This is a genomic window from Streptomyces apocyni (assembly GCF_009739465.1).
GTDB classification, from domain to species: domain Bacteria; phylum Actinomycetota; class Actinomycetes; order Streptomycetales; family Streptomycetaceae; genus Streptomyces; species Streptomyces apocyni.
The window spans coordinates 210,525-233,843 of sequence record NZ_WHOM01000045.1; the positions used below are offsets into that span (position 1 = coordinate 210,525).

The 23,319-nt window shown below is 69.8% G+C and carries 24 protein-coding genes; 18 read left to right on the plus strand and 6 right to left on the minus strand.

Translation table 11 applies throughout. The features are described from left to right. Window positions 1–291 precede the first annotated feature (291 nt). The 3 genes from GCN81_RS10980 to GCN81_RS10990 are packed head-to-tail and all read left to right on the plus strand — an operon-like array spanning window position 292 to window position 2,818. On the plus strand, window positions 292–1,239 hold the full coding sequence (locus tag GCN81_RS10980; RefSeq protein ID WP_197287565.1) for a heme o synthase: 948 nt from the start codon (window positions 292–294) through the stop codon (window positions 1,237–1,239). A 60-nt stretch (window positions 1,240–1,299) separates the two neighbouring features. Then, window positions 1,300–1,668, plus strand: coding sequence for a hypothetical protein (locus GCN81_RS10985; RefSeq protein WP_156724190.1), 369 nt, complete (start codon window positions 1,300–1,302; stop codon window positions 1,666–1,668). Window positions 1,669–1,723: 55 nt separating this feature from the next. Then, window positions 1,724–2,818 (plus strand): amidohydrolase family protein, encoded by a 1,095-nt coding sequence (locus tag GCN81_RS10990; protein ID WP_156724192.1) that lies wholly within the window; start codon window positions 1,724–1,726, stop codon window positions 2,816–2,818. Between the two features lie 30 nt (window positions 2,819–2,848). Here the strand turns inward: GCN81_RS10990 and GCN81_RS10995 are convergent, their stop codons facing one another. The 3 genes from GCN81_RS10995 to GCN81_RS11005 all read right to left on the minus strand — a co-directional run bounded on the left by GCN81_RS10995 (window position 2,849) and on the right by GCN81_RS11005 (window position 5,683). Beyond that, complete coding sequence (locus tag GCN81_RS10995; protein WP_231626621.1) at window positions 2,849–3,844, minus strand: COX15/CtaA family protein; 996 nt, start codon at window positions 3,842–3,844, stop codon at window positions 2,849–2,851. Between the two features lie 115 nt (window positions 3,845–3,959). Further along, complete coding sequence (locus GCN81_RS11000) at window positions 3,960–4,745, minus strand: ABC transporter permease (RefSeq protein ID WP_156724195.1); 786 nt, start codon at window positions 4,743–4,745, stop codon at window positions 3,960–3,962. Further along, the gene (locus GCN81_RS11005; protein ID WP_156724197.1) at window positions 4,742–5,683 is read right to left on the minus strand and encodes an ABC transporter ATP-binding protein; all 942 of its coding nucleotides are present in this window, start codon (window positions 5,681–5,683) and stop codon (window positions 4,742–4,744) included. The genes GCN81_RS11000 and GCN81_RS11005 overlap by 4 nt, the downstream gene beginning before the upstream one ends. Window positions 5,684–5,842: 159 nt before the next feature. On the opposite strand from GCN81_RS11005, the gene GCN81_RS11010 reads away from it, so the two are divergent. The 8 genes from GCN81_RS11010 (at window position 5,843) to GCN81_RS11045 (ending at window position 12,483) form a co-directional block, all read left to right on the plus strand. Then, the gene (locus GCN81_RS11010) at window positions 5,843–6,586 is read left to right on the plus strand and encodes a helix-turn-helix transcriptional regulator (protein WP_156724199.1); all 744 of its coding nucleotides are present in this window, start codon (window positions 5,843–5,845) and stop codon (window positions 6,584–6,586) included. After that, window positions 6,583–8,007: a Fe-S cluster assembly protein SufB gene (gene sufB / locus GCN81_RS11015; protein ID WP_156724201.1), complete on the plus strand. Its 1,425-nt coding sequence runs from the start codon at window positions 6,583–6,585 to the stop codon at window positions 8,005–8,007. Before GCN81_RS11010 ends, sufB begins: the two co-directional genes overlap by 4 nt. A 61-nt stretch (window positions 8,008–8,068) precedes the next feature. Further along, complete coding sequence (sufD, locus tag GCN81_RS11020) at window positions 8,069–9,247, plus strand: Fe-S cluster assembly protein SufD (protein ID WP_156724203.1); 1,179 nt, start codon at window positions 8,069–8,071, stop codon at window positions 9,245–9,247. After that, a complete protein-coding gene (locus GCN81_RS11025; RefSeq protein ID WP_156724205.1) occupies window positions 9,247–9,564 on the plus strand; it encodes a non-heme iron oxygenase ferredoxin subunit in 318 nt (105 codons plus the stop codon). The genes sufD and GCN81_RS11025 overlap by 1 nt, the downstream gene beginning before the upstream one ends. A gap of 7 nt (window positions 9,565–9,571) precedes the next feature. Then, window positions 9,572–10,336: a Fe-S cluster assembly ATPase SufC gene (gene sufC / locus GCN81_RS11030; protein ID WP_156724207.1), complete on the plus strand. Its 765-nt coding sequence runs from the start codon at window positions 9,572–9,574 to the stop codon at window positions 10,334–10,336. Beyond that, window positions 10,333–11,589 carry a cysteine desulfurase gene (locus GCN81_RS11035; protein ID WP_156724209.1) on the plus strand — a complete coding sequence of 419 codons (1,257 nt, stop codon included), beginning with the start codon at window positions 10,333–10,335 and terminating at the stop codon, window positions 11,587–11,589. The genes sufC and GCN81_RS11035 overlap by 4 nt, the downstream gene beginning before the upstream one ends. Before the next feature lie 25 nt (window positions 11,590–11,614). Further along, on the plus strand, window positions 11,615–12,088 hold the full coding sequence (gene sufU / locus GCN81_RS11040; RefSeq protein ID WP_156724211.1) for a Fe-S cluster assembly sulfur transfer protein SufU: 474 nt from the start codon (window positions 11,615–11,617) through the stop codon (window positions 12,086–12,088). Next, window positions 12,085–12,483, plus strand: coding sequence for a metal-sulfur cluster assembly factor (locus GCN81_RS11045; protein WP_325065102.1), 399 nt, complete (start codon window positions 12,085–12,087; stop codon window positions 12,481–12,483). The genes sufU and GCN81_RS11045 overlap by 4 nt, the downstream gene beginning before the upstream one ends. 88 nt (window positions 12,484–12,571) lie before the next feature. Here GCN81_RS11045 and GCN81_RS11050 read toward each other — a convergent pair whose 3' ends face one another. Then, a complete protein-coding gene (locus GCN81_RS11050; protein ID WP_156724213.1) occupies window positions 12,572–13,606 on the minus strand; it encodes a DUF7847 domain-containing protein in 1,035 nt (344 codons plus the stop codon). A gap of 295 nt (window positions 13,607–13,901) precedes the next feature. Here GCN81_RS11050 and GCN81_RS11055 point away from each other — a divergent pair, with 295 nt between their 5' ends. The 5 genes from GCN81_RS11055 to GCN81_RS11075 all read left to right on the plus strand — a co-directional run bounded on the left by GCN81_RS11055 (window position 13,902) and on the right by GCN81_RS11075 (window position 17,830). Next, on the plus strand, window positions 13,902–14,222 hold the full coding sequence (locus GCN81_RS11055; RefSeq protein WP_156724215.1) for a DMT family transporter: 321 nt from the start codon (window positions 13,902–13,904) through the stop codon (window positions 14,220–14,222). Further along, window positions 14,222–14,824, plus strand: a complete 603-nt coding sequence (locus tag GCN81_RS11060) for a TetR/AcrR family transcriptional regulator (protein WP_156724217.1) — start codon at window positions 14,222–14,224, stop codon at window positions 14,822–14,824. The genes GCN81_RS11055 and GCN81_RS11060 overlap by 1 nt, the downstream gene beginning before the upstream one ends. A 9-nt stretch (window positions 14,825–14,833) precedes the next feature. Beyond that, the gene (dapD, locus tag GCN81_RS11065) at window positions 14,834–15,829 is read left to right on the plus strand and encodes a 2,3,4,5-tetrahydropyridine-2,6-dicarboxylate N-succinyltransferase (protein ID WP_156724218.1); all 996 of its coding nucleotides are present in this window, start codon (window positions 14,834–14,836) and stop codon (window positions 15,827–15,829) included. A 199-nt stretch (window positions 15,830–16,028) separates the two neighbouring features. Continuing rightward, entirely contained in the window at window positions 16,029–16,595 is a 567-nt protein-coding gene (locus tag GCN81_RS11070) for a SigE family RNA polymerase sigma factor (RefSeq protein ID WP_156724220.1), read from the plus strand. After that, the gene (locus tag GCN81_RS11075; protein ID WP_156724222.1) at window positions 16,592–17,830 is read left to right on the plus strand and encodes a YncE family protein; all 1,239 of its coding nucleotides are present in this window, start codon (window positions 16,592–16,594) and stop codon (window positions 17,828–17,830) included. Before GCN81_RS11070 ends, GCN81_RS11075 begins: the two co-directional genes overlap by 4 nt. A gap of 7 nt (window positions 17,831–17,837) precedes the next feature. Here the strand turns inward: GCN81_RS11075 and dapA are convergent, their stop codons facing one another. After that, window positions 17,838–18,731 carry a 4-hydroxy-tetrahydrodipicolinate synthase gene (gene dapA / locus GCN81_RS11080; RefSeq protein WP_156724224.1) on the minus strand — a complete coding sequence of 298 codons (894 nt, stop codon included), beginning with the start codon at window positions 18,729–18,731 and terminating at the stop codon, window positions 17,838–17,840. 170 nt (window positions 18,732–18,901) lie between these two features. On the opposite strand from dapA, the gene GCN81_RS11085 reads away from it, so the two are divergent. Further along, a complete protein-coding gene (locus GCN81_RS11085; RefSeq protein ID WP_156724225.1) occupies window positions 18,902–19,624 on the plus strand; it encodes an antibiotic biosynthesis monooxygenase family protein in 723 nt (240 codons plus the stop codon). A 40-nt stretch (window positions 19,625–19,664) separates the two neighbouring features. Here the strand turns inward: GCN81_RS11085 and GCN81_RS11090 are convergent, their stop codons facing one another. Continuing rightward, entirely contained in the window at window positions 19,665–21,533 is a 1,869-nt protein-coding gene (locus tag GCN81_RS11090) for an endonuclease/exonuclease/phosphatase family protein (RefSeq protein ID WP_231626623.1), read from the minus strand. A 253-nt stretch (window positions 21,534–21,786) separates the two neighbouring features. Here GCN81_RS11090 and GCN81_RS11095 point away from each other — a divergent pair, with 253 nt between their 5' ends. After that, window positions 21,787–23,268: a hypothetical protein gene (locus GCN81_RS11095; RefSeq protein WP_156724227.1), complete on the plus strand. Its 1,482-nt coding sequence runs from the start codon at window positions 21,787–21,789 to the stop codon at window positions 23,266–23,268. Window positions 23,269–23,319: the final 51 nt, after the last annotated feature.

Consider the following 23,319-nt stretch of genomic DNA (forward strand, 5'->3'; position numbering starts at 1 on the left):
AGGGCTCCTCTCCACAAACAACACATGTCGAAACCCCGACGACAACGCGCGCCGGGCGCTGTCGAGCCTACCGTTGCGCGGGCCAGTGCCCTTTTCGTGGCTGTGCCATCTCGGTGCATGGACACCCCCCATCCTTATACGTCCCGCGCGCCGTCGCCGCTCAACACGACCCCACCCCCACGAAGGGTCAGGTATGGGCAACGTCTACAGTGGCGTGGTACGCGCGAGCCTTTACCAGGTCTTCACGTCCTGTGTTCCCGACCGGTGGCTCGCTGGGAGTCTGTGTCAGGGGTGTGCGTGACGGCCGTTGAATCCCGTCCTGCGGGGGTAATCGGGACGAGCCCAGGCCACCGGCCGCTGAGGGCCCGAGTCATGGCGTTCGTGGCGCTGACGAAGCCCAGGATCATCGAGCTGCTGCTCATCACGACGGTTCCGGTGATGTTCCTCGCGGAGCAGGGGGTACCCGACCTCTGGCTGGTGCTCGCCACCTGCGTGGGCGGCTATCTCTCCGCGGGCGGCGCCAACGCGCTCAATATGTACATCGACCGCGACATCGACGCGCTCATGGACCGGACATCCCAGCGGCCGCTGGTCACCGGCATGGTCAGCCCCCGCGAGGGACTGGCCTTCGGTGCCGCGCTGGCGGTGATCTCCACGTTCTGGTTCGGCGTGCTGGTCAACTGGCTGTCCGCCGGGCTCTCCCTGGCCGCGCTGCTCTTCTACGTCGTCGTCTACACGATGATCCTCAAGCGGCGCACCGCGCAGAACATCGTCTGGGGCGGCATCGCGGGCTGTATGCCGGTGCTGATCGGCTGGTCCTCGGTCACCAACTCCGTGTCGTGGGCCGCGGTCATCCTCTTCCTCGTCATCTTCTTCTGGACGCCGCCGCACTACTGGCCGCTGTCGATGAAGGTGAAGGAGGACTACGCGCGCGTGGGCGTTCCCATGCTCCCCGTCATCGCCTCCAACAAGGTGGTGGCCCGCCAGATCGTCCTCTACAGCTGGGTGATGGTCGCGGTCTCGCTGCTGCTGACCCCGCTGGGCTACACCGGCTGGTTCTACACCCTGGTGGCGCTGGTCACAGGCGGCTTCTGGCTCTGGGAGGCGCACGGCCTGCAGGCCAGGGCCAAGGCCGGGATCACGGGCGGCAAGCTGAAGGAGATGCGGCTCTTCCACTGGTCCATCACCTATGTCTCGCTGCTCTTCGTGGCCGTCGCGGTGGACCCGTTCCTGCGCTGACGGTGCGTGTTTGCCCCGAGCGATTGCCCCGCTCGGTTACCCGCAAGTAGCATCAGCTGTATGGCAGACACCAAGGCTGAAGACCACGCCACCGACCAGGCCCTGGACCCCCTCGCGAAGCGCCGGGCGGCCAAGCTGGCCCAGCAGATCGGCGCCTTCGCCAAGGCGCACGGCGGCGCCGAGGGCCAGCTCGCGTACACCGGCGAGCGGGGCACCCGGATCGTGCTCGTCGGCGCGGACGGCAACTGGGGCGACCTGATGGCGCCCAGCCACGCGATCGCGCGGAGCGCGGTCCAGACGGCCGGGATCACCGTGCACGAGGAGTTCGACGGCGACTTCGCGGCCTCGGTGCGGACCGGTCCGTACGAGTGGTCCCGCATGGCCGGTATCCAGATCGGTGGCCCCAAGAACCCTTCCAGCAACACCTGAACCCCCACTCACCCGTTAGGACCGTAAGAGCACGGTCCCGAGCGGGGGAGTCCGGATGATCGACATGCCACCCCTGGTGGACCAGTACTGCCACGGGGTGCTCCGTACGGAGCTGGGCCTTGGCACCTTCGAGGCGCAGCTGGGCCGGGGCCAGGGCCCGCCCGCCCCCGGCACCACCTTCTTCGACACCCAGACCGGCTTCGCGGTACGCCGCTGGTGCCCGCCCCTGCTCGGCCTGGAACCGCACTGCCCGCCCGCCCGCTATCTGGCCAGGCGCCGCGAGCTCGGCGTGGCTGAGGCGGACCGGAGGCTGCTGCGCGGCAGCGGCATCTCCACCTATCTGGTCGACACCGGCCTCCCCGGCGACCTCACCCGGCCGCCCGAGCTGGCCGCGGCCGGTGCTGCCCAGGCCCACGAGATCGTCCGTCTGGAGCTGCTCGCCGAGCAGGTGGCCGACACCTCGGGCACGGTCGAGTCCTTCCTCGCCAACCTCGCGGAGTCGGTACACGGCGCCGCGGCGGGCGCCGTTGCCTTCACCTCGGTCGCCGGCGTACGCCACGGGCTCGCGCTGGCCCCCGAGCCGCCCGGCGCGGGCGAGGTGCGGGGCGCGGCGGCGCGCTGGCTCGCCGCGCGTGAGGTCGGCGGCCCGCTCACCGACCCGGTGCTGCTCCGGCATCTGCTGTGGATCGCCGTGGCCAGCGGCCTGCCGCTCCAGTTGCATACCGGGGCGGGCGATCCGGAGACCTACCTCGGCGCGTTCGCCCAGGCCACATCCGGATTCGGTACGGACCTGGTGCTGCTGCACGGCTATCCGTACCACCGGCACGCCGCGCAGCTGGCCGGGGCGTACCCGCACGTCTACGCGGATCTGGGGCCCGCCGCCGTACGCACCGGGGCGCGCGCGGCGGCGCTGCTCGCCGAGGTTCTGGAGCTGGCCCCGTTCGGCAAGCTGCTGTTCTCCAGCGGGGCGCGGGGGCTGCCCGAACTCCATGTGGTCGCCGCGCGGCTGTTCCGGGAGGCGCTGGGGCGGGTCCTGGGCGGCTGGGTTCTCGAAGGTGCCTGGTCGCGGAAGGACGCGGACCGGGTGGCGGCGCTGATCGCGGCGGACAACGCGCGCCGGGTCTATGGGCTCCCGGCTGACGCCGGTTAGCCGCTGGCCAGACCCTCAGCTAGCCGCTGGTCAGACCCTCGACAGGGGGACGGTCGCCTGGGTCGGCAGCCCGACCGAGTCCCGTGGGCGCTCACGCATCGCCAGCACCACCCGGACCACCGCGATCCAGACTAGGCAGGAGCCCAGCATGTGGAGCCCGACCAGCACCTCGGGCAGGCCCGTGTAGTACTGGACATAGCCGATCAGCCCCTGGGCCATCAGCACCACGAACAGGTCGCGCGTCCGGCCCAGCGGCCCCTGGGGCGCGTCCATGGCCTTCAGGATGATCCACAGCGCGAGGGTCAGGATCACCACGGCCCAGGCGGCCAGCGCGTGCACCCTGCTGGTGGTCTCCGGGTCGAAGAACATCCGCGGTACGTCGCTGGAGTCACCCGCGTGCGGCCCGGAGCCGGTCACCGCGGTGCCCGCGACCACCAGCACCGCCGAGGCGATCACCAGCACCCACACCAACTGCCGCACCGCCTTGCCGACCAGCGGACGCGGGGCGTCGTCACCCTCGCGGGCGCGCTGCCACATCACGGTGGCGACGGTGATCAGCGTGGTGGAGAGCAGGAAGTGCAGGGCCACGGTGTACGGGTTGAGGCCGACCAGAACCACGATGCCGCCGAGCACCGCGTTGCCCATCACCAGCCAGAACTGCGCCCAGCCGAGCCGGGTCAGGCTGCGGCGGCGCGGCTTCTGGGAGCGCGCCGCGATGATCGCCCAGGCGACGGCGGCGCACAGCACGTAGGTGAGCATGCGGTTGCCGAACTCGATGACGCCGTGCAGGCCCATCTCGCTGGTGGCCGTCAGGGAGTCGTCGGTGCACTTCGGCCAGGTGGGGCAGCCGAGGCCCGAGCCGGTCAGCCGCACGGCGCCGCCGGTCACCACGATGGCGGTGTTCATCACCAGCGAGGCGAGGATCGCGCGCTGGACGATCCGGGGTGACGGAGACCAGCGCTCAGCGATGAAGGCGAGCGGGTTGCGCGCGGCTTGGGCGAGTTCCACCCGGGTCAGGTTCGGCACGGGGTCATCCTAGGAGGGGGCTTGTGCATCCGTTCACGAGGGGTGGGTACATCACCCCAAGTCATCCTCAAGTCACCCGTACGTCACTCCTGAGGCGCCCTAAGGCACCACCAGGTCACTCCCAACGGAAGAACCGGGCCGCCGCGCCCAGCCCGAGCACCGCCCACACCGCCAGGATCGCCAGGTTCCCCCACGGAATCCCCGCGCCGTGCTGCAGCACATCCCGCAGCCCGTCCGAGAGCGCCGAGATCGGCAGCAGCCCCAGCACCGACTGGGCACCGTCCGGGAACTTGTCCAGCGGCACGATCACCCCACCGCCGACGAGCAGCAGCAGGAACACCAGGTTCGCCGCTGCCAGCGTCGCCTCGGCCTTCAGCGTCCCGGCCATCAGCAGCCCGAGCCCCGAGAACGCCGCCGTGCCGAGCACCAGAAGCAGCAGGACGAAGAGCGGGTTACCGCTCGGCGACCAGCCGAGCCCGAACGCGATCGCCGTCAGCAACGCGATTTGCAGCACCTCGGTGACCAGCACCGCCAGCGTCTTGGCGGCCATCAGCGCCCACCGGGGCAGCGGCGAGGTGCCGAGCCGCTTGAGCACGCCGTACCGCCGCTCGAAGCCCGTGGCGATGGCCTGCCCGGTGAAGGCGGTGGACATCACGGCGAGCGCCAGCACGCCCGGCGCCAGGAAGTCCACGGGCTTGCCTGACCCTCCCGTCTCCTCGACGGACACCGGGATGATGTCGACCGTCGAGAACAGCACCAGCAGCAGCGAGGGGATGACGACGGTGAGCAGCAGCTGCTCACCGTTGCGCAGCAGCATCTTCGTCTCAAGCGCCGCCTGGGCCGCGATCATGCGCCCCACCGGGGCGGCCCCGGGCTTCGGGGCGTACGTACCGGCGCTCATCCGCGCAGCTCCTTACCGGTCAGCTCCAAAAAGACGTCCTCCAAGGTGTGCCGCTCGACCGAGATCCGGTCCGGCAGGACGCCGTGCTGGGCGCACCAGGAGGTGACGGTGGCCAGCAGTTGCGGGTCGACGGTGCCGGTCACCCGGTAGGCGCCGGGGGTGAGCTCGGCCGCCGCGGTGTTCATCGGCAGGGCCTTGAGCAGCGAGGCGACATCGAGCCCCGGGCGCCCGGTGAAGCGCAGGGTGTTCTCGGCGCCGCCGCGGCACAGCTCCTCGGGGCTGCCCTGGGCGACGACCCGGCCCTCGTCGATGATCGCGACGTCGTCGGCGAGCTGCTCGGCCTCGTCCATGTAGTGGGTGGTGAGGATGGTGCTGACACCGTCGGCGCGCAGCTCGCGCACGAGGTCCCAGGTGGCCCGGCGGGCCTGGGGGTCGAGGCCCGCCGTCGGCTCGTCCAGGAAGACCAGCTCGGGGCGGCCCACCACGGCCATGGCGAGGGCGAGACGCTGCTGCTGCCCGCCGGAGAGCCTGCGGTAGGTGGTGCGCCCGCAGCCGCCCAGGCCCAGGCGCTCGATCAGTGCCTGCACGTCCAGCGGGTGGGCGTGCAGCTTCGCCATATGGTGCAGCATCTCGTCGGCGCGGGCGCCGGAGTAGACGCCGCCGGACTGGAGCATCACCCCGATCCTGGGGCGCAGCCGGGCCGCGTCGGCTATCGGGTCGAGGCCGAGGACGCGCACGGTCCCCGCGTCGGGTTCCCGGTAGCCCTCGCAGGTCTCGACGGTGGTGGTCTTGCCCGCGCCGTTCGGCCCGAGTACGGCGGTGATGCCCGCCCCCGCCGTCAGGTGGAGGTCGTCCACGGCGGTCTTTGATCCGTACCGTTTCCGCAGGCCGTGGATCTGGACGACCGCGGCGCTGGTGTCGGCGGGGGATGCAGGCATGCCGCGAAGTCTAGAGACGCGCCCGGGGCCGTCAGGGCGGCGGGGCCTTTCCCGGCCCTGAATACAGCGGAAATTAGGTAACCCTTAGTGACTGAAGCCACCCTCATGCGTTTCGGTCGCGGGTTGTCGGGGCCAGAGGAATTACGCAACAATGGCGTTGTGAAAAACGTTGGCGAGGCTCCGCAGGAGGAACTCGCGACCGGTGAGCGCTCCACGCGCAACCGCGTCGCGCGCTCCATCCTGGACCACGGCCCGTCCACCGTGGCCGAACTCGCGAAGCGTCTGGGGCTCACCCAGCCGGCCGTCCGCCGACACCTTGACGCGCTCGTCGCCGACGCCGTCGTAGAACCCCGTGAACAGCGCGTTTACGGCGCACGCACCCGTGGCCGCCCGGCCAAGGTGTTCGCGCTGACCGACTGCGGCCGGGACGCCTTCGACCAGTCGTACGACACGCTGGCCACCGAAGCCCTGCGCTGGATCTCCCAGGCGGCGGGCGGCGGTGAGCGCGGCGAGGCCGCGGTCGCGGCCTTCGCCAGGGACCGGCTCGAGGCACAGACCGAGGCCTACCGCGAGATCCTCGACGGCGTCGCCCCCGAGGGGCGCACCGAGGCACTGGCCAAGGCGCTCTCGGCCGACGGGTACGCTGCTACTGCGCGTAGCGCGCCCCAGCCGCAACAGGGTGAGCAGCTGTGCCAGCACCACTGTCCCGTTGCGCATGTGGCCGAGCAGTTCCCGCAGCTCTGCGAGGCGGAGACCGAGTTCTTCGGCCGATTGCTCGGTACGCATGTCCAGCGGCTGGCCACCATCGCCCACGGGGATGGCGTGTGCACCACGTACATCCCCCGCACCGAGCACCAGAGCACGTCCACCATTGCAAGCACCGCCGGGAGGAACCCCGCATGACTCTCCCCATCGAGGAGACTGCCCACCCTGAGCTCGAGGGTCTGGGTACGTACGAATACGGCTGGGCCGACTCCGACGCGGCCGGTGCCGCTGCCAAGCGCGGTCTGAGCGAGGACGTCGTCCGCGACATCTCCTCGAAGAAGAGCGAGCCGGAGTGGATGACCAAGCTGCGTCTCAAGGGCCTGAAGCTCTTCGAGAAGAAGCCCATGCCGAGCTGGGGCTCCGACCTGTCGGGCATCGACTTCGACAACATCAAGTATTTCGTGCGGTCCACCGAGAAGCAGGCCGAGTCCTGGGAGGATCTGCCGGAGGACATCAAGAACACCTACGACAAGCTGGGCATCCCCGAGGCCGAGAAGCAGCGCCTGGTCGCCGGTGTCGCCGCCCAGTACGAGTCGGAGGTCGTCTACCACCAGATCCGTGAGGATCTGGAGGAGCAGGGCGTCATCTTCCTCGACACCGACACCGCGCTCAAGGAGCACCCGGAGCTCTTCAAGGAGTACTTCGGCACGGTCATCCCGGTCGGTGACAACAAGTTCGCGTCGCTGAACAGCGCGGTGTGGTCCGGTGGCTCCTTCATCTACGTGCCGAAGGGCGTGCACGTCGAGATCCCGCTGCAGGCCTACTTCCGGATCAACACCGAGAACATGGGCCAGTTCGAGCGGACGCTGATCATCGTCGACGAGGACGCCTACGTCCACTACGTCGAGGGCTGCACCGCCCCGATCTACAAGTCCGACTCGCTGCACTCGGCGGTCGTCGAGATCATCGTCAAGAAGGGCGGCCGCTGCCGCTACACGACGATCCAGAACTGGTCGAACAACGTCTACAACCTGGTCACCAAGCGCGCCGTGGCCTACGAGGGCGCGACCATGGAGTGGGTCGACGGCAACATCGGCTCCAAGGTCACCATGAAGTACCCGGCCGTCTACCTGATGGGCGAGCACGCCAAGGGTGAGACGCTGTCCATCGCCTTCGCGGGCGAGGGCCAGCACCAGGACGCCGGCGCCAAGATGGTCCACATGGCCCCGAACACCTCGTCCAACATCGTCTCCAAGTCGGTGGCGCGTGGCGGTGGCCGTACGTCCTACCGCGGGCTGATCGAGATCGGCGAGGGCGCTCCGGGCGCGAAGTCCAACGTGCTCTGTGACGCCCTCCTGGTCGACACCATCTCGCGGTCCGACACCTACCCGTACGTCGATGTCCGCGAGGACGACGTGTCCATGGGCCACGAGGCCACCGTCTCCAAGGTCTCCGAGGACCAGCTCTTCTACCTGATGAGCCGCGGTCTGACCGAGTTCGAGGCGATGGCGATGATCGTGCGCGGCTTCGTGGAGCCGATCGCCAAGGAGCTGCCCATGGAGTACGCGCTGGAGCTCAACCGGCTGATCGAGCTGCAGATGGAAGGCGCGGTCGGCTGACGCCGCCGCCCACGGTCCGCAGCTACACGTCTTGACTGAGAAAGCGAGCACTACGACAGCCATGGCTGAGGCTCAGAACATCCCGGTGGGGTCCACCACCGCTGGCTCGATCGCGGTGGCCGCCGAGTCCACCGTCGCCACCCGTATGAGTGCGCCCCCGTCCTTCGACGTCGCGGACTTCCCCGTCCCGCACGGCCGCGAGGAGGAGTGGCGGTTCACGCCGCTGGAGCGCCTCAGGGGTCTGCACGACGGCACCGCGAAGGCCGACGGCACCCTCAAGGCCGAGATCGACGCGCCTGACGGCGTCACCGTCGAGGCAGTGACCCGGGACGACGCGCGCGTCGGCAAGGCCGGTACGCCGGTCGACCGGATCGCCGCCCAGGCGTTCTCGTCCTTCGAGAAGGCCACGGTCGTCTCGGTCCCCAAGGAGCAGGTGCTCACCGAGCCCGTGCGGGTCACCCTGCACGGCGAGGGCGGCACCACCTTCGGGCACACCGTCTTCGACGTCGGCGCCTTCGCCGAGGCTGTCATCATCATCGACCACACCGGTGACGGCGTACGCGCCGCCAACGTCGACTTCCTGGTCGGTGACGGCGCCAAGCTCACCGTGGTCTCCGTGCAGGACTGGGACGACACCGCCGTCCACGTCTCGCAGCACAACGCCCTCGTAGGCCGCGACGCCTCCTTCAAGTCGGTCGTGGTGACCTTCGGCGGCGACGTCGTACGCCTGCACCCGCGGGTCAACTACGCGGGCCCCGGCGGCGAGGCCGAGCTCTTCGGCCTGTACTTCACCGACGCGGGCCAGCACCAGGAGCACCGCCTCCTGGTCGACCACGGCGTCCCGCACTGCAAGTCCAACGTCGCCTACAAGGGCGCGCTCCAGGGCGACAACGCGCACGCGGTCTGGATCGGTGACGTCCTCATCGAGGCCGCCGCCGAGGGCACCGACACCTACGAGATGAACCGCAACCTCGTCCTCACGGACGGTGCGCGGGTCGACTCGGTGCCGAACCTGGAGATCGAGACCGGCGAGATCGTCGGAGCCGGCCACGCCTCGGCCACCGGCCGCTTCGACGACGAGCAGCTCTTCTACCTGATGTCCCGCGGCATCCCGCAGATCGAGGCCCGCCGCCTCGTGGTGCGCGGCTTCTTCGCCGAGCTGATCCAGCAGATCGGTGTCCCGGACATCGAGGAGCGCCTCATGGCCAAGATCGAGGCCGAGCTGGAGGCGTCGGTCTGATGACGTATCTGCGCGCCTGTGGCCTCAGCGAGCTGGAGACGGACACCCCCAAGCGGGTGGAACTCGACGGCACGCCGGTCTCGGTCGTCCGCACCGAGGGTGAGGTGTTCGCGATCTACGACATCTGCTCGCACGCGAACGTCTCGCTCTCCGAGGGCGAGGTGGAGGACTGCCAGATCGAGTGCTGGCTGCACGGCTCCGCCTTCGACCTCCGTACCGGCAAGCCGTCCGGTCTTCCCGCGACGCGCCCCGTCCCCGTATACCCCGTAAAGATCGAAGGGGACGACGTGCTCGTCTCCCTCTCCCAGGAGTCCTGAGGCACCCATGGCAACGCTTGAAATCCGAGACCTGCACGTCACCGTCGAGGCCGACAACGCCACGAAGGAGATCCTCAAGGGCGTCGACCTGACTGTGAAGCAGGGCGAGACCCACGCCATCATGGGCCCCAACGGCTCCGGCAAGTCGACCCTCGCGTACTCCATCGCGGGCCACCCGAAGTACACGATCACCCGCGGCACGGTCACCCTCGACGGTGAGGACGTGCTGGAGATGTCCGTCGACGAGCGTGCGCGCGCCGGCATGTTCCTGGCCATGCAGTACCCGGTCGAGGTCCCCGGCGTCTCGGTCTCCAACTTCCTGCGCACCTCCGCCACCGCCATGCGCGGCGAGGCCCCCAAGCTGCGTACCTGGGTGAAGGAGGTCAAGACCGCGATGGAGGACCTCCAGATGGACCCGGCCTTCGCGGAGCGCAACGTCAACGAGGGCTTCTCCGGTGGTGAGAAGAAGCGCCACGAGATCCTCCAGCTGGAGCTCCTCAAGCCGAAGATCGCGATCCTCGACGAGACCGACTCCGGCCTGGACGTCGACGCCCTGCGCCAGGTCTCCGAGGGCGTCAACCGCGTCCACGCGAGCGGCGAGGTCGGCACCCTGCTGATCACGCACTACACGCGCATCCTGCGCTACATCAAGCCTGACTTCGTGCACGTCTTCGCGAACGGCCGCATCGCCGAGTCCGGCGGTGCCGAGCTCGCCGACAAGCTGGAGGCCGAGGGCTACGAGGCCTACACGAAGGGTGGCGCATCCGCGTGACACAGCTGCCGGGCCTCCTCGACACCGAGGCGATCCGCAAGGACTTCCCGATCCTGGACCGGGTGCTCCACGACGGTAAGAAGCTCGTCTACCTGGACAACGCGGCGACCTCGCAGACGCCGCGCCAGGTCCTCGACGTGATCACCGAGTACTACGAGCAGCACAACGCCAACGTCCACCGCGGCGTGCACGTCCTCGCCGAGGAGGCCACGGAGCTGTACGAAGGCGCCCGGGACAAGGTCGCGGAGTTCATCAACGCGCCCAGCCGGGACGAGGTGATCTTCACCAAGAACGCCTCGGAATCGCTGAACCTCGTGGCCAACATGCTCGGCTGGGCCGACGAGCCCTACCGCGTGGACCACGAGACCGAGATCGTCATCACGGAGATGGAGCACCACTCCAACATCGTTCCGTGGCAGCTGCTGTCGCAGCGCACCGGCGCGAAGCTGAAGTGGTTCGGTCTCACCGACGACGGCCGCCTCGACCTGTCCAACATCAACGAGGTCATCACGGAGAAGACGAAGATCGTCTCCTTCGTCCTGGTCTCCAACATCCTGGGCACCCTCAACCCGGTCGAGGCGATCGTCCGCCGCGCCCAGGAGGTCGGCGCGCTGGTCCTGATCGACGCCTCGCAGGCCGCTCCGCACATGCCGCTGGACGTGCAGGCGCTACAGGCCGACTTCGTGGCCTTCACCGGCCACAAGATGTGCGGCCCGACCGGCATCGGCGTGCTCTGGGGCCGCCAGGAGCTGCTGGAGGACCTGCCGCCGTTCCTCGGCGGTGGCGAGATGATCGAGACCGTCTCGATGAACTCCTCCACCTACGCTCCCGCCCCGCACAAGTTCGAGGCCGGTACGCCTCCGGTGTCCCAGGCCATCGCGCTGGGCGCGGCCGTGGACTACCTCACCGCGATCGGCATGGACAAGATCGCGCAGCATGAGCACGCGATCACCGAGTACGCGGTCAAGCGCCTCCGGGAGGTCCCCGACCTCAGGATCATCGGCCCGGTCACGGCCGAGGACCGGGGCGCCGCGATCTCCTTCGTCCTGGGCGACATCCACCCGCATGACGTGGGCCAGGTCCTGGACGAGCAGGGCATCGCGGTCCGGGTCGGCCACCACTGCGCGCGGCCGGTCTGCCTGCGGTACGGAATTCCTGCGACCACGCGAGCGTCGTTCTATTTGTACTCCACGCCCGCCGAGGTCGATGCCCTGGTGGACGGCCTGGAGCACGTACGGAACTTTTTCGGTTGATACGGCAGCGGCTGAGGGTTGACTGGTGAAGCTTGATTCGATGTACCAGGAAGTGATCCTGGACCACTACAAGCACCCCCATGGGCGTGGCCTGCGGGAGGGCGACGCCGAGGTGCACCACGTCAATCCGACGTGCGGCGACGAGATCACGCTCCGCGTGAAGTACGACGGGTCGCGCATCGAGGACGTGTCGTACGAGGGCCAGGGCTGCTCGATCAGCCAGGCCAGCGCGTCGGTCCTGAACGACCTGCTGGTCGGTAAGGACCTGGCCGAGGCGCGGCGGATCCAGGAGGTGTTCCTGGAGCTGATGCAGTCCAAGGGCAAGCTGGAGCCGGACGACGCCATGGAGGAGGTGCTGGAGGACGCGGTCGCGTTCGCCGGTGTCTCCAAGTACCCGGCGCGCGTGAAGTGTGCTCTGCTGAGCTGGATGGCGTGGAAAGACGCGACGGCGCAGGCGCTGGGCGAGGACCGCGAGAGTGCTGTGAGGAAGAGCGCATGACTGACAACGCCGCAACAGAGACGGACGCCGCGACGGAGACCGCCGCGACCCCGGCCGCGACCCCGGCCGAGGGTGCGACCGTGAAGCCCGCCTCCGAGGAGGAGGTCCGCGAGGCGCTCCTGGACGTCGTCGACCCCGAGCTGGGCATCGACGTGGTCAACCTCGGTCTGATCTACGGGGTGCATGTCGACGACGCCAACATCGCCACCATCGACATGACGCTGACGTCCGCGGCCTGCCCGCTGACCGACGTGATCGAGGACCAGGCGAAGTCCGCGACCGACGGTATCGTCAGCGAGCTCCGGATTAACTGGGTCTGGATGCCGCCGTGGGGCCCGGACAAGATCACCGACGACGGCCGCGAGCAGCTGCGCGCACTCGGCTTCAATGTCTGACGCCGCTTCTTCGCTCACCTAGACGCGAACGCCTGAGGGCCCTGTGCACACAGCACGGGGCCCTCAGGCGTGTCCGGGGTGGGTGGGGTCAGCCGGGATAGGGCTGGCCGGGGTACGGCGGCGGGGGTGACGGCACTCCGGCCGCCTCGGCCAGCGTCGGGGCGAGGTTCTCGGTGCGGATGCGGCGGTCGACGTACATCAGGCCGATCGACAGCTGGGGCAGCACGGTGGTGATGAACTGGCTGACCGCCATGCCGAGCAGGTACAGGCTGGAGCCGAGGACGAGCGGGCCCGTGGCCTGGCTCAGGCTGGAGTTGCCGGGGACGGCGGCCATCGCGCCGAACATACCGCCGTACGTGAACGGCATGGTGACCACGTAGCCGATCGTCCCGGCGACGATCATCACCAGCAGCTGGATGCCGAAGGTCCGCCACCAGACGCCACGGACCAGCGTGGCCGAGCGGCGGAGCGCCGCCACCGGACGCTGCCGCTCGAAGACCACGGCCGCGGGGGCGAGGCTGAAGCGAACGTACAGCCAGGTGATCAGCGGCCACAGGGCCAGCATGCCGAGGAGGAAGATCGCCATACCGGCGGCGACCGACGCTCCGTCGTCCCGGTGGGACAAGGCCAGCCCGATGGGGATCGCCGCGAGCAGCAGAAACGGCGTGAGGATCATCAGCCAGATGAGCAACTGGGTGCCGAGCATCGCCGGGATGCGCCCCGCGGCGCGCTGCCAGACATCGCGGAAGGTCGGGCGCTTGCCGAGCACCGCGTCCTGGGTGACGACCAGGCAGACGGCGTTCATCAGGGCCACCGACACGATGAAGATCAGCATGGAGGCCAGCCAGGCCCCGCCGAAGGCGCCGAACAGCGGGAAGATGTCGGAGGAGTCCGGGTCGGTGCCGGGCGGCAGATCGAAGAGCGTGCGGAGGTGGTCGAGGACCGCGAGCACCGCGATCCCGAACGCGGCGGCGATCAGCAGGGCCGCCCCGAAGAAGATGGCCGCGGCCATGCCCAGCAGCGGCTTGAGGCCGTGCCCGAGGGTGCTGAATCCGCCGCCGAGTATGTCGCCGACGGTCAGCGGCGCCAGCGGGATCACCCCGGGTTTCGGCGCCAGGGGCACCCAGCCCTGACCCCAGCCCCGACCCCAGGGGGGAGTGCCACCGTAGGGGCCGTCGGCCCCGTACGGCCCGCCCCCGCCCATGTCCGGACCACTCCCGTGCGGACCGCCCCCGTTCAGATCGCCCCCGTCCGGGCCGCCGTGCGGTCCGGGAGGTCCCCACCCCGATGTGTTCGCCATCGCTCTCGTACTCCGTTGCCTTGTGCGGCCGTATGCCCCGGAAAGCCGGGAGGTCGCGACACCCTATCTTCCCTCTCGATGTGTACGGTCGTACGCATCGTTGTGTACGCTTGTACGCATGGGATACGGACTGCTGGCCGCGGCCATCGCGGCGGAGGTGGCCGGAACCACGGCCATGAAGTACAGCGAGGGCTTCACCCGGCTCTGGCCCTCGATAGGGACCGTCGCCGGATATCTGATCGCCTTCACCCTGCTCGCGCAGACCCTGAAGACGATGCAGGTCGGCACGGCGTACGCGATCTGGGCCGGAGTCGGCACCGCCGCGGTCGCCGCCATCGGCATGGTCTTCCTCGGGGAGGCGGCGAGCGCCGCGCGGCTCGCGGGGATCGCGCTCGTCGTGGGCGGCGTCGTGCTGCTCAACCTGGGCGGGGCGCACTGATGGCGCGCCGCTATGACCCAGAGCGCCGCCAGCGCCTCATCGACGCGGCGATCCGGGTGGTCGGGCGTAAGGGCATCGCGGGGCTCAGCCATCGGTCCGTGGCCGCGGAGGCCGACGTGCCTCTTGGCTCGACGACGTACCACTTCAAGAACCTCGACGACCTGATGGTCGCCGCACTGCGGCAGGCCAACGAAGGCTTCGCCAAGGCCGTCCAGAACCACGGCGGCCTGGAGGACCCGCAGGCGGACATCGCCGCGGAGCTGGCCCAGCTCACGGGGGAGTGGATCTCCGGGGAGCGCACCGGCGTGGAGCTGGAGTACGAGCTCTACCTCGCGGCGCTGCGCAGACCCGCACTGCGGCCGGTCGCCGCCGAGTGGTGCGTAGGCGTGGCCGACATCGTCGCCCGCCGCACCGACCCGGTCACCGCACGCGCCCTGGTCGCCCTCCTCGACGGGATCTGCCTCCAGGTACTGCTCACCGGCGGCACGTACGACGAGGACTACACCCGCCAGATGCTCCAGCGGATCATGTGCGTCCCCCACCCGCCCGGCACCCGCCCGGCACCTGAGACCGGTTCGCCTGAGCGGACCTGTCCCGGTTAGGTTTCTGCCATGACCGATACGACTCCTTCCGCCTTCCGCACCACCGGCGCCGTCGCCACCGGGCTCGCCACCCTCACCGCCGACGGCACCGTTCTCGACACCTGGTTCCCCGCCCCCGAGCTGATCGACGAGCCCGGCCCGTCCGGTACGGAGCGGCTGAGCGCCGAGCGCGCCGTCGAACTGCTCGGCGAGGGTGCCGCGGCCGCCATCAGGCCGGACGCCATCCGGGGCGTGGAGATCGTCGCCGTCCGTACGGTCATCGCCTCGCTCGACGACAAGCCGCTGGACGCGCACGACGCGTACCTGCGCCTGCACCTGCTGAGCCACCGTCTCGTCCAGCCGCACGGCCAGAACCTGGACGGGGTCTTCGGACTCCTCGCCAACAACGCCTGGACCTCGCTCGGCCCGGTCGCCGTCGACCAGCTGGAGACCGTACGGCTGGCCGCCCGCGCCGCTGGCCTGCACCTTCAGGTGACCAGTGTCGACAAGTTCCCGCGGATGACGGACTACGTGGCGCCGCAGGGCGTACGCATCGCCGACGCCGACCGGGTCCGGCTCGGCGCGCACCTGGCTTCGGGCACCACGGTCATGCACGAGGGCTTCGTGAACTTCAACGCGGGCACGCTGGGCACCTCGATGATCGAGGGCCGGATCTCCGCGGGCGTCGTCATCGGCGACGGCTCGGACATCGGCGGCGGCGCCTCCACCATGGGCACCCTCTCCGGCGGCGGCAAGGAGCGCATCATCATCGGCGAGCGCTGCCTGATCGGCGCCGAGGCCGGGGTCGGCATCGCGCTCGGTGACGAGTGCGTCGTCGAGGCCGGTCTCTACGTCACGGCCGGTACGCGCGTGACCATGCCCGACGGCCAGATCGTCAAGGCCCGCGAGCTGTCCGGAGCCAGCAACATCCTCTTCCGCCGCAACTCCGTGACCGGCACCGTCGAGGCCCGGCCGAACAACGCCGTCTGGGGCGGCCTCAACGACATCCTGCACAGCCACAACTGAGCGAAACCCACGCGACGGACAGCGGCCCGCACCGGACGACATCCGGTGCGGGCCGCTGTCCGTTTCTCTGGCTTTCTCGCTTTCCTCGCCCAGCACAGGCATAGCGGCGGGCCTCCAGCCACGTCATCAAGGACAGCGTCCCCCTGGACAAGCGAGTCCCGGGGGGACCCGAAGAACGGAACGGAAACCGAAGGTGACGATGGATGCCACAAGCGAAGAGAGCTTCCGGGAGTTCGTGGCGGCCAGATCGGCCGCTCTGCTGAAGACCGCGGTGCTGCTCACCGGAGGCGACCAGCACGCGGCCGAAGACCTGCTGCAGAACGCGCTGATCAAGGCCGCGGGGCGATGGAGCCGCATCGACGAACCCGAGGCGTACGTACGGCAGGTCCTCTACCGGCAGCAGGTCAGCCGCTGGCGGCTGAAGTGGCCCCGGCGCGAACTCACCGTCGCCGACCTGCCCGAGGGCCGGGCGGCGGGGGACCGGGACGGGGCGGCGGGCGCCGCCGAGCTGCGGATCGTGATGCGCGGCGCGCTCGCCAAGCTCACCGCGCGGCAGCGCACCGTACTGGTCCTGCGGTACTTCGAGGATCTCCCCGAGGCGGAGGTGGCCCGGCTGCTGGGCTGCTCGGTCGGCACAGTGCGCTCCACGGCGAGCCGTTCGCTGGCCCGGCTGCGCGCTCTGGCGCCCGAACTGTCCGCGCTCGGTTCCGCCGTGGCGGAGGAACCGCCATCCCGTGACTTCTCGCCTGTGGAGGTACGACCATGAACGTCGAGGAACTGGTGCGCGAGTCGATGCGAGAGATCTCAGACGGCGGTGCGCGTCCGCCCGTTGACCTGGCCGACCGGGCACTCGCGGCCCGCAGGCGCCGCAGGGCGCGCCGGGTCGCCGGTGCCGCGGTGGCGACGGTGGCGGCCGTCGCGGTCGCGGTGGGTGTCCCGATGCTGGATACGGGGGGCGGGGGATCTTCGTCGGCGGCCGCACCCAGCCTGGCGAGCGAGCGGCAGACGGACGACGTCGTCGGCCGCCCCGACCAGTCACCGCCCAAGGACCTCATCGCGGCGGGGGACACGGCGCTGGCCGCTTTCACCACCGAGGAGCGGGTCAAGCAGCCGGACCGCGACGAGGTCCTCACCCGTACCTACGGGCTGCTCAACCAGAAGACCGGCACGTACGAGAAGACCAAGGAGTGGGCGTACCTCGCCGTCGCTCCCGGCATGCGGACCGCCGCCGTACTGGAGGGCGAGCTGCCCGCCCAGCGCATCGGCCTCCTCGATCTGCACAGCGGCGAGGTGGACCGCTGGATTCCGGTGGAGCGGGGCGTCGGCGGTGTCGCGTTCTCGCCCGACGGGCGGAAGCTCGTCGCGACCACGTACGACAAGAACCCGGACCGGTTGTTCTGGGAGCACAAGATGAGTGTCAACGGCAAGGACGAGCCGGGCGCGGTGCCCAGCAGGACCGGCTTCACCATCGTGGACCTCCAGACCGGCGAGGCGCGCTGGTCCAAGGCCCCCACCGAGGAGGACGGCATGGGGTTCGGCACCGGCCGGGACGACTTCGCCTTCAGCCACGATGGCGCGCTCGTCTTCGAGCACCTCAGCACGGAGCCGCACCGGGCGTACTACGACCTCAAGGGTGCCAAGGTGCCCATGCCGCCCGAGGAGTCGCACCTGAGCTGGGCTCAGGCGGGGCTCTCGCCCGACGGCAAGCGGGCGGCGGGCGAGTTCGCGGGGGAGGGTGATGAGATCGCTGCCGCGATCAACGACCCTCTCACCGGCAAGCAGTTGGCCAAGGTGCCCGCCCAGCAGCTGCTGGCCTGGGCCGACAACCAGCGGATCATCGCCTGGGGCTGCGACCCGAAGAAGTGTGACGGCAAGGGGGAGTTCCGCAACCAGCTGCTGCTGGTCACCGTCGGAAGCGACAAGGTCGTCCCGCTCAGCGACTTCCGCAAGGCGTCCGACGACTACCCGAGCCGCTGGACACCGATCTTCGCTAAGCGCTGACCAGCGACTACTGGTTCAGCGACTCGTACGCGGCCAGCAGCCCGTCGACCGTCTCCCGGTCGGCGGGCTGTAGGGGCGGTCGCGACGGGCCTGCGGGCAGGCCTAGTTCGGTCAGCAGGGCCTTTGTGGTCACCGTGCCGGGCAGGCCGTTCGCCATCATCAGCTCGATCAGCCGCGCCGCTCGCCGCTGCCGCCGCGCCGCCCCCGCGGTGTCACCCGCGTCATAGGCGTCGAGGATCGCCCGCAGGGGTCCCGGAGCCACGTTGGCGACGGTCGACACATAGCCCGCCCCGCCCACCGCGTACAGCGGCAGGATGAATTCCTCGCTGCCCGCGTAGTACGCCAGGTCGGTGCGGGCCAGCACCTTGTGGGTGCCGAGTACGTCGTACGCGCAGTCCTTGACCGCGGTGACGCGGGGGTGTTCGGCGAGGCGGATCATGGTGTCCGGCTCGATGCGGGTGCCGGTGCGGCCGGGGATGTCGTAGAGCATGACGGGGATGCTCACGGTGTCCGCGACCGTCCGGAAGTGCGCTTCGATGGCGTTCTGCGGCGGGCGGCTGTAGTACGGGGTGACCACCAACACCCCGTCGGCGCCCGCCTTCTCGGCCTTCAGCGCCAGCTCCGCGGTGTGCGCCGTGTCGGCGCTGCCGACACCGGCGACGACGTGGGACCGCTCGCCCACCGCCTCCCGTACGGCCCGCACCAGGGCGGACTTCTCGTCGTCCGAGGTGGTGGGCGACTCACCGGTGGTTCCGGACAGCACCAGCCCGTCGCAGCCCTCGTCGACCAGGTGAGCGGCCAGGTGCTGGGCGCCGTCGAGGTCGAGTGTGCCGCTGTCGGTGAACGGCGTGATCATCGCGCAGAGGGCGCGGCCGAAGGGCGCGCGGGGAGGTGTCGTCATAGGCGCAGTTTCGGCGCTGTGAAGCTATAGCTCCACTTAATTCTTCTTCAGGGTGGAGGTAAGCAAGTCTACGAAACCAGTGCCGGACATCCTTGACTTCAACCTCGGTTCAGGTTTCAGCATGGAGATCACAGCACCCCGAACGGAGTGCGCGGACCGAGGAGTTCAGCATGAGCGTACGGATCGACACCCTGCCCCGGATCACCCGCCCCGGCGTCGGCGCGGTACTCGTCAGCACCTGGCGGGTCGGCACCCCCGAACGCCAGCGGGCGGCCGTGGACGCGATCCGCGAGACATGGGAGGGCGCGCCGTGGCCGACCGGCGACCTCCTCTCGTACAGCGTCTACACCGGCACCGACGGGGACACGCTCCTGCACTACTCGCAGTGGCGCGACGTGGCGGCGTACGACACCTTCGTCCAGGTCCACCGGGACGGGCGGAACGCGCGGATCGACGCGGCGGTACCCGGTATCCAGCGGGTCGCGCTGAACAAGTACGAGCTGTACCGCAGCGGGGGCCTGGCCGGTGAGGCGGGTGAGGCCAGGGCCCCCGGCGCGATCGTGATCGTCGACGTCGAGTTCGACGGGCCCGACGCGGCACGGCAGCGGGCCTGGGTCGACGCCGTCTTCGAGGCGCTGGAGTCCGACGAGAAGCCGCACCCCGGTGGGATCTCCGGGCACTTCCACGTCAGCCTGGACGGCACCCGGGTGCTCAACTACGCCGAGTGGGAGAGCGAGCAGGCCCATATCGAGGCACTCGCCGGGCCCGGCGAAGGCATCGGCACCGCCACGCCCGAGTGGCACCGGGTGCAGAACTTCCCCGGCCTGACCGGTGGCGGCAGCGTCAAGCGGTATCTGCCCGCACTCAGCCTCAGCGACGCCGGGCGACACTGAGGAGGCCGACGTCTAGGCTGAGGTTGAGCGCGGGCGGACGTCACGGCCTGAAGCGCAGCACCTGCGGGTCGTGGTCGCTGTTCTGCTGGGAGAACTCCGCGTTGATGTGCACGCTGTCGTACTGGAACCGGCGAATCGACGGGCTGGTCAGGATCTGGTCGAGCACCTGGCTGTTGCCCTGGAAGACATACGAGTAACGCTCGGAGCGTGGCAGCGACTTGACCGCCGGGTAGAGCACCCCGCCGTCCGTGAGCGCCTTGGTCGTCTCCGAGAACTCGAAGTCGTTGATGTCGCCGAGGACGATGACATCGGCCTTCTTCTGGACCGTCAGGATGTCCTTCACCAGACCGTTGACGGCCTTGGCCTGCTCAAGCCGCTTGACCTCGGACTTGCGGTTCGGCGGCTGGATGTGCGCGGGCAGCGCCTGGTCCCCGCCCTTGGAACCGAAGTGGTTGGCGATCAGGAAGACCTTCCGGCCACGGAAGGTGAACTCGCCCGCGAGCGGCTTGCGGCTGTTGTCCCAGGCCTCGTCGGTGGGGTCGACACGACCGGGTGAATGCGTCAGCGCGGCCTTGCCCCGCTCGCGGACCACGCCGGTCGCGGTGGTGGCGTCGCCGCCGGGCCGGTCGGTGAACGAGACCCGCGCCGGGTTGAACAGGAACACCGAGCGGATGTTGCCGCCCGGCTGGCCGCCGTCCTTGTTGTTCTCGGGGTCGATCGAGCGCCAGTCGTACGCGGGGCCGCCCGCGGCCTCGATCGCGTCCGTGAACCGCTTCAGGGTCTCGTCCGCGGCGACCGTACCGTCGTTCTTCGGGCCGCTGTTGTCCTGGATCTCCTCCAGGGTCAGGATGTCGGGGCTCGCGAGGTTCTCCACCACCGCGCCGGCGAGAGCGTCGAACTTCTCCTGTGAGTCGGCCGCGCTGAGGTTCTCGACGTTGTACGTCGCCACCGCCAGCTCCTTGCGGCGCTGCTTGCGGGTCTTCTCCGGGGTGAGGCCGTTGTCGGTGACCTCGCCCAGGGTGCGGGCGACCAGGTTGTAGCCACCGAACTGGTCGAAGTCCAGCGGGCCTTCGGTGCGGCCGGTCAGCCTGTCCCCGACGTTGGCCTTCGGGAAGGGCTGCTCGGCGAGCGGGGCGAGCTGCTCGACCTTCAGCCGTCCGCCGTTCTGCGAGGTGTACGAGCCGTATACGGTGCCGCCGCGCCGGTTGGCGTTCTCCCAGGGCTTGACGGTCACCCACACCTCCCCGTACTTGGTGCTGGGGCCGACGACACGGGACGAGCCGATGGCGACGTTCATGCCCTCCAGCGACTCGTAGTAGTCCAGGGCGTACTGGTAGGGGCGGAGCTTCAGGCCGTTGATGCTGCCGCCGTCGGCCGGGTCGCCGTCGGGGGCGTACGCGTACGGTACGGACCAGGGCCGGATGAACGCGGGGGTGGGCAGGGCGTTGTCCGACGACTCGACCGTCACCGTCGGCTTGGAGATCTGGGTCACGGACTGGTTGCCGGACTTGGTCCCGCCGGGGATGTACTCGCCGACCAGGCCGGAGACCCGCACCGCGTCACCCGTCTTCACGGTGGGCGCGGAGCCGGTGTAGACGAAGACGCCCTCGCTGGTCGCGGGATTGGCGTCGGGCTTCGTGTCCTGGATCCAGAAGCCGCGCGAGCCGTACGTACGGACGCCGGTCACGATGCCGAAGACATCGCTGACCTGCTGTCCGGCGAGCGGCGAGATCCGGGTGTCGCCCTGGATGTCATGGATACGGACCGCGTCGGCCGGGGCGGAGTTGGCCGTGGTGGCGGAGAGCAGACCGGCGGCCAGTGCGGTGGCCACGACGGTGGAGACGGCCGCGGAGCGGCGGAGCGTGCGGAGCGGGGTGCGGGAGGAGGGCATCGCTATTCGCGGTGGCATCGAAAGACTCCGTGCTGGATGAGGGGACCTGGGAGGTGGCCGGATGCGGGTGGTAGGACAGCTGGTTCTACGCGCGTCAATCTCTTCTGTCGTCAAGGTAGTTGTCAAGGGTTCATCGATGTACGGCTGCTGACGGGTACATGAACCGGGCAGCAGGGGACGAAATCCGTCTACGCTGGAGCCCGCCGAAACCCCTGAACCTCTGAACCCCTGAACCTCTGAACCCCTGAGTCCGCCCGAGGAGAACCAGTCCATGTCCTCAGAACGCTCCACCCTGCCGCCGGTGCGGCTGCCGTCCGAGGCGGAGCTCGCGCGGGACGCGCTCGCCAGTCCGCTGTTCGCCCGCGCCGTGCGGCTCGCCCGCTGGGCCGGGCCCGAGACCCGGGTCGGCCCGGGCGGCGAACTCGTCGACGCGCAACTGCCGGACGCGGCGGCACACCTCGGCTACGACGCGGACGACGAGGACGGGCCCGCGTACGCGAGCGAGGCCTGGCGGGTAGCCGTCGACAGCGGCCTGGTGGAGGTCATCGACGCCGAGTCGGACGGCGCCGAGGGCACGGTCAGCACCGGCGACGACCTCGCGGCCGTCACCTCGGGCAGCCCGCAGGACATCCTCGCGCTCTGGATCGGCGCCCTGGAGACCGTACTCGCCGACGCCACCGTGCCCGATCTGGAGGGCATCGTCGACGCCATCCAGAGCGGCGGCGACCTCGACCTCGACCAACTGGACTGGGACCCGGGCGCCGAGGCCGACTTCCTGGACGGGGTACTCGGCAACCTCTATCTCCTCGCGGTCAGCGAGGTCGCCTCCGCTGGCGGCCTCGGCTCCGGCGACGAACCGGTGCCGCTGCCCGCGCTCGCCGCGTCGATGATCGTGCCGGACGACATGGGCGAGCCCACGGACGACATCCTGGAACAGGTCTCCGACGCGATGCTGCGCCTGGACGACCAGTTCCGCATGCTGGAGCCGATCGGGCTCGTGGAGTTCTGGCCGGTCGACGAGGAGCTGATGGCCGAGGTCGGTACGGACCCGGCGGCGGACGCCGCGGCCGCTGAGTCCCTCGGCGACGAGGACATCTCGCGCTACGGCCTGGTGCGGCTCACCCCGCTCGGCCTCTATGGCGTACGCGCCCGGATGCTGGAGGCCGGGGTCGACGCCCCCGCCGTCGGCGACCTCGCGGACAAGGGCGCGGATACCCTCCTCGACCTCACCGCCGACTTCCCGCAGGCCGCGGCCCGCGCCGAGGTCCACCAGTGGCTCGCCCAGCGTGAACCCCTCGCCGCGGCCCGGGAGTTGCTCGCCGCCGCGCATGGCGAGGACGAGCGCGCCCCGCTGCGCCGCCTGCACTGCCAGCAGGCCCTGTCGCTGGTGGACGACCGAGCCGAGCCCGCGTTGCGCGAGGTCCTGGACGACGCGGAGCTGGGCGGCCTGGCCCGCGTCTGGCTCACCGAGCGCGGGGCCGCGGACGTGCCCGCGCCAACCGAGGACATGGTGTACTGGCTGACCGTCGACACCATCGCCGCACAGCTCGCCGCCGAGGGCAACTCCGATGAGTTGCAGGGCCTGGTGGAGGGGCTGGCCGAGCAGCACGGCGGCTTCTTCGACACGGCCTGGCGCGTCGACCACCCGGCGACGGCCGATGTACTGGAGGCGATGGGGCGGCTGCACCCCGACAAGCAGGTGGCCAAGGAGGCCCGCAAGGCGGCGTTCAAGGCGCGGTCGCTCCGGGCGTAGGCGCGCTTGCCGTCTCGGGTTAGGGGGCCCGCTCCCGTACGGGCCCCCTAA

Coding starts and splice junctions, on each gene's coding strand:
- GCN81_RS10985 (WP_156724190.1), top strand. CDS start 1,300: ATGGCAGACACCAAGGCTGAAGACCACGCCACCGACCAGGCCCTGGAC.
- GCN81_RS10990 (WP_156724192.1), top strand. CDS start 1,724: ATGATCGACATGCCACCCCTGGTGGACCAGTACTGCCACGGGGTGCTC.
- GCN81_RS11000 (WP_156724195.1), bottom strand. CDS start 4,745: ATGAGCGCCGGTACGTACGCCCCGAAGCCCGGGGCCGCCCCGGTGGGG.
- GCN81_RS11005 (WP_156724197.1), bottom strand. CDS start 5,683: ATGCCTGCATCCCCCGCCGACACCAGCGCCGCGGTCGTCCAGATCCAC.
- sufB (WP_156724201.1), top strand. CDS start 6,583: ATGACTCTCCCCATCGAGGAGACTGCCCACCCTGAGCTCGAGGGTCTG.
- sufD (WP_156724203.1), top strand. CDS start 8,069: ATGGCTGAGGCTCAGAACATCCCGGTGGGGTCCACCACCGCTGGCTCG.
- GCN81_RS11025 (WP_156724205.1), top strand. CDS start 9,247: ATGACGTATCTGCGCGCCTGTGGCCTCAGCGAGCTGGAGACGGACACC.
- sufC (WP_156724207.1), top strand. CDS start 9,572: ATGGCAACGCTTGAAATCCGAGACCTGCACGTCACCGTCGAGGCCGAC.
- GCN81_RS11045 (WP_325065102.1), top strand. CDS start 12,085: ATGACTGACAACGCCGCAACAGAGACGGACGCCGCGACGGAGACCGCC.
- GCN81_RS11055 (WP_156724215.1), top strand. CDS start 13,902: ATGGGATACGGACTGCTGGCCGCGGCCATCGCGGCGGAGGTGGCCGGA.
- GCN81_RS11060 (WP_156724217.1), top strand. CDS start 14,222: ATGGCGCGCCGCTATGACCCAGAGCGCCGCCAGCGCCTCATCGACGCG.
- dapD (WP_156724218.1), top strand. CDS start 14,834: ATGACCGATACGACTCCTTCCGCCTTCCGCACCACCGGCGCCGTCGCC.
- GCN81_RS11070 (WP_156724220.1), top strand. CDS start 16,029: ATGGATGCCACAAGCGAAGAGAGCTTCCGGGAGTTCGTGGCGGCCAGA.
- GCN81_RS11075 (WP_156724222.1), top strand. CDS start 16,592: ATGAACGTCGAGGAACTGGTGCGCGAGTCGATGCGAGAGATCTCAGAC.
- dapA (WP_156724224.1), bottom strand. CDS start 18,731: ATGACGACACCTCCCCGCGCGCCCTTCGGCCGCGCCCTCTGCGCGATG.
- GCN81_RS11085 (WP_156724225.1), top strand. CDS start 18,902: ATGAGCGTACGGATCGACACCCTGCCCCGGATCACCCGCCCCGGCGTC.
- GCN81_RS11090 (WP_231626623.1), bottom strand. CDS start 21,533: ATGCCACCGCGAATAGCGATGCCCTCCTCCCGCACCCCGCTCCGCACG.
- GCN81_RS11095 (WP_156724227.1), top strand. CDS start 21,787: ATGTCCTCAGAACGCTCCACCCTGCCGCCGGTGCGGCTGCCGTCCGAG.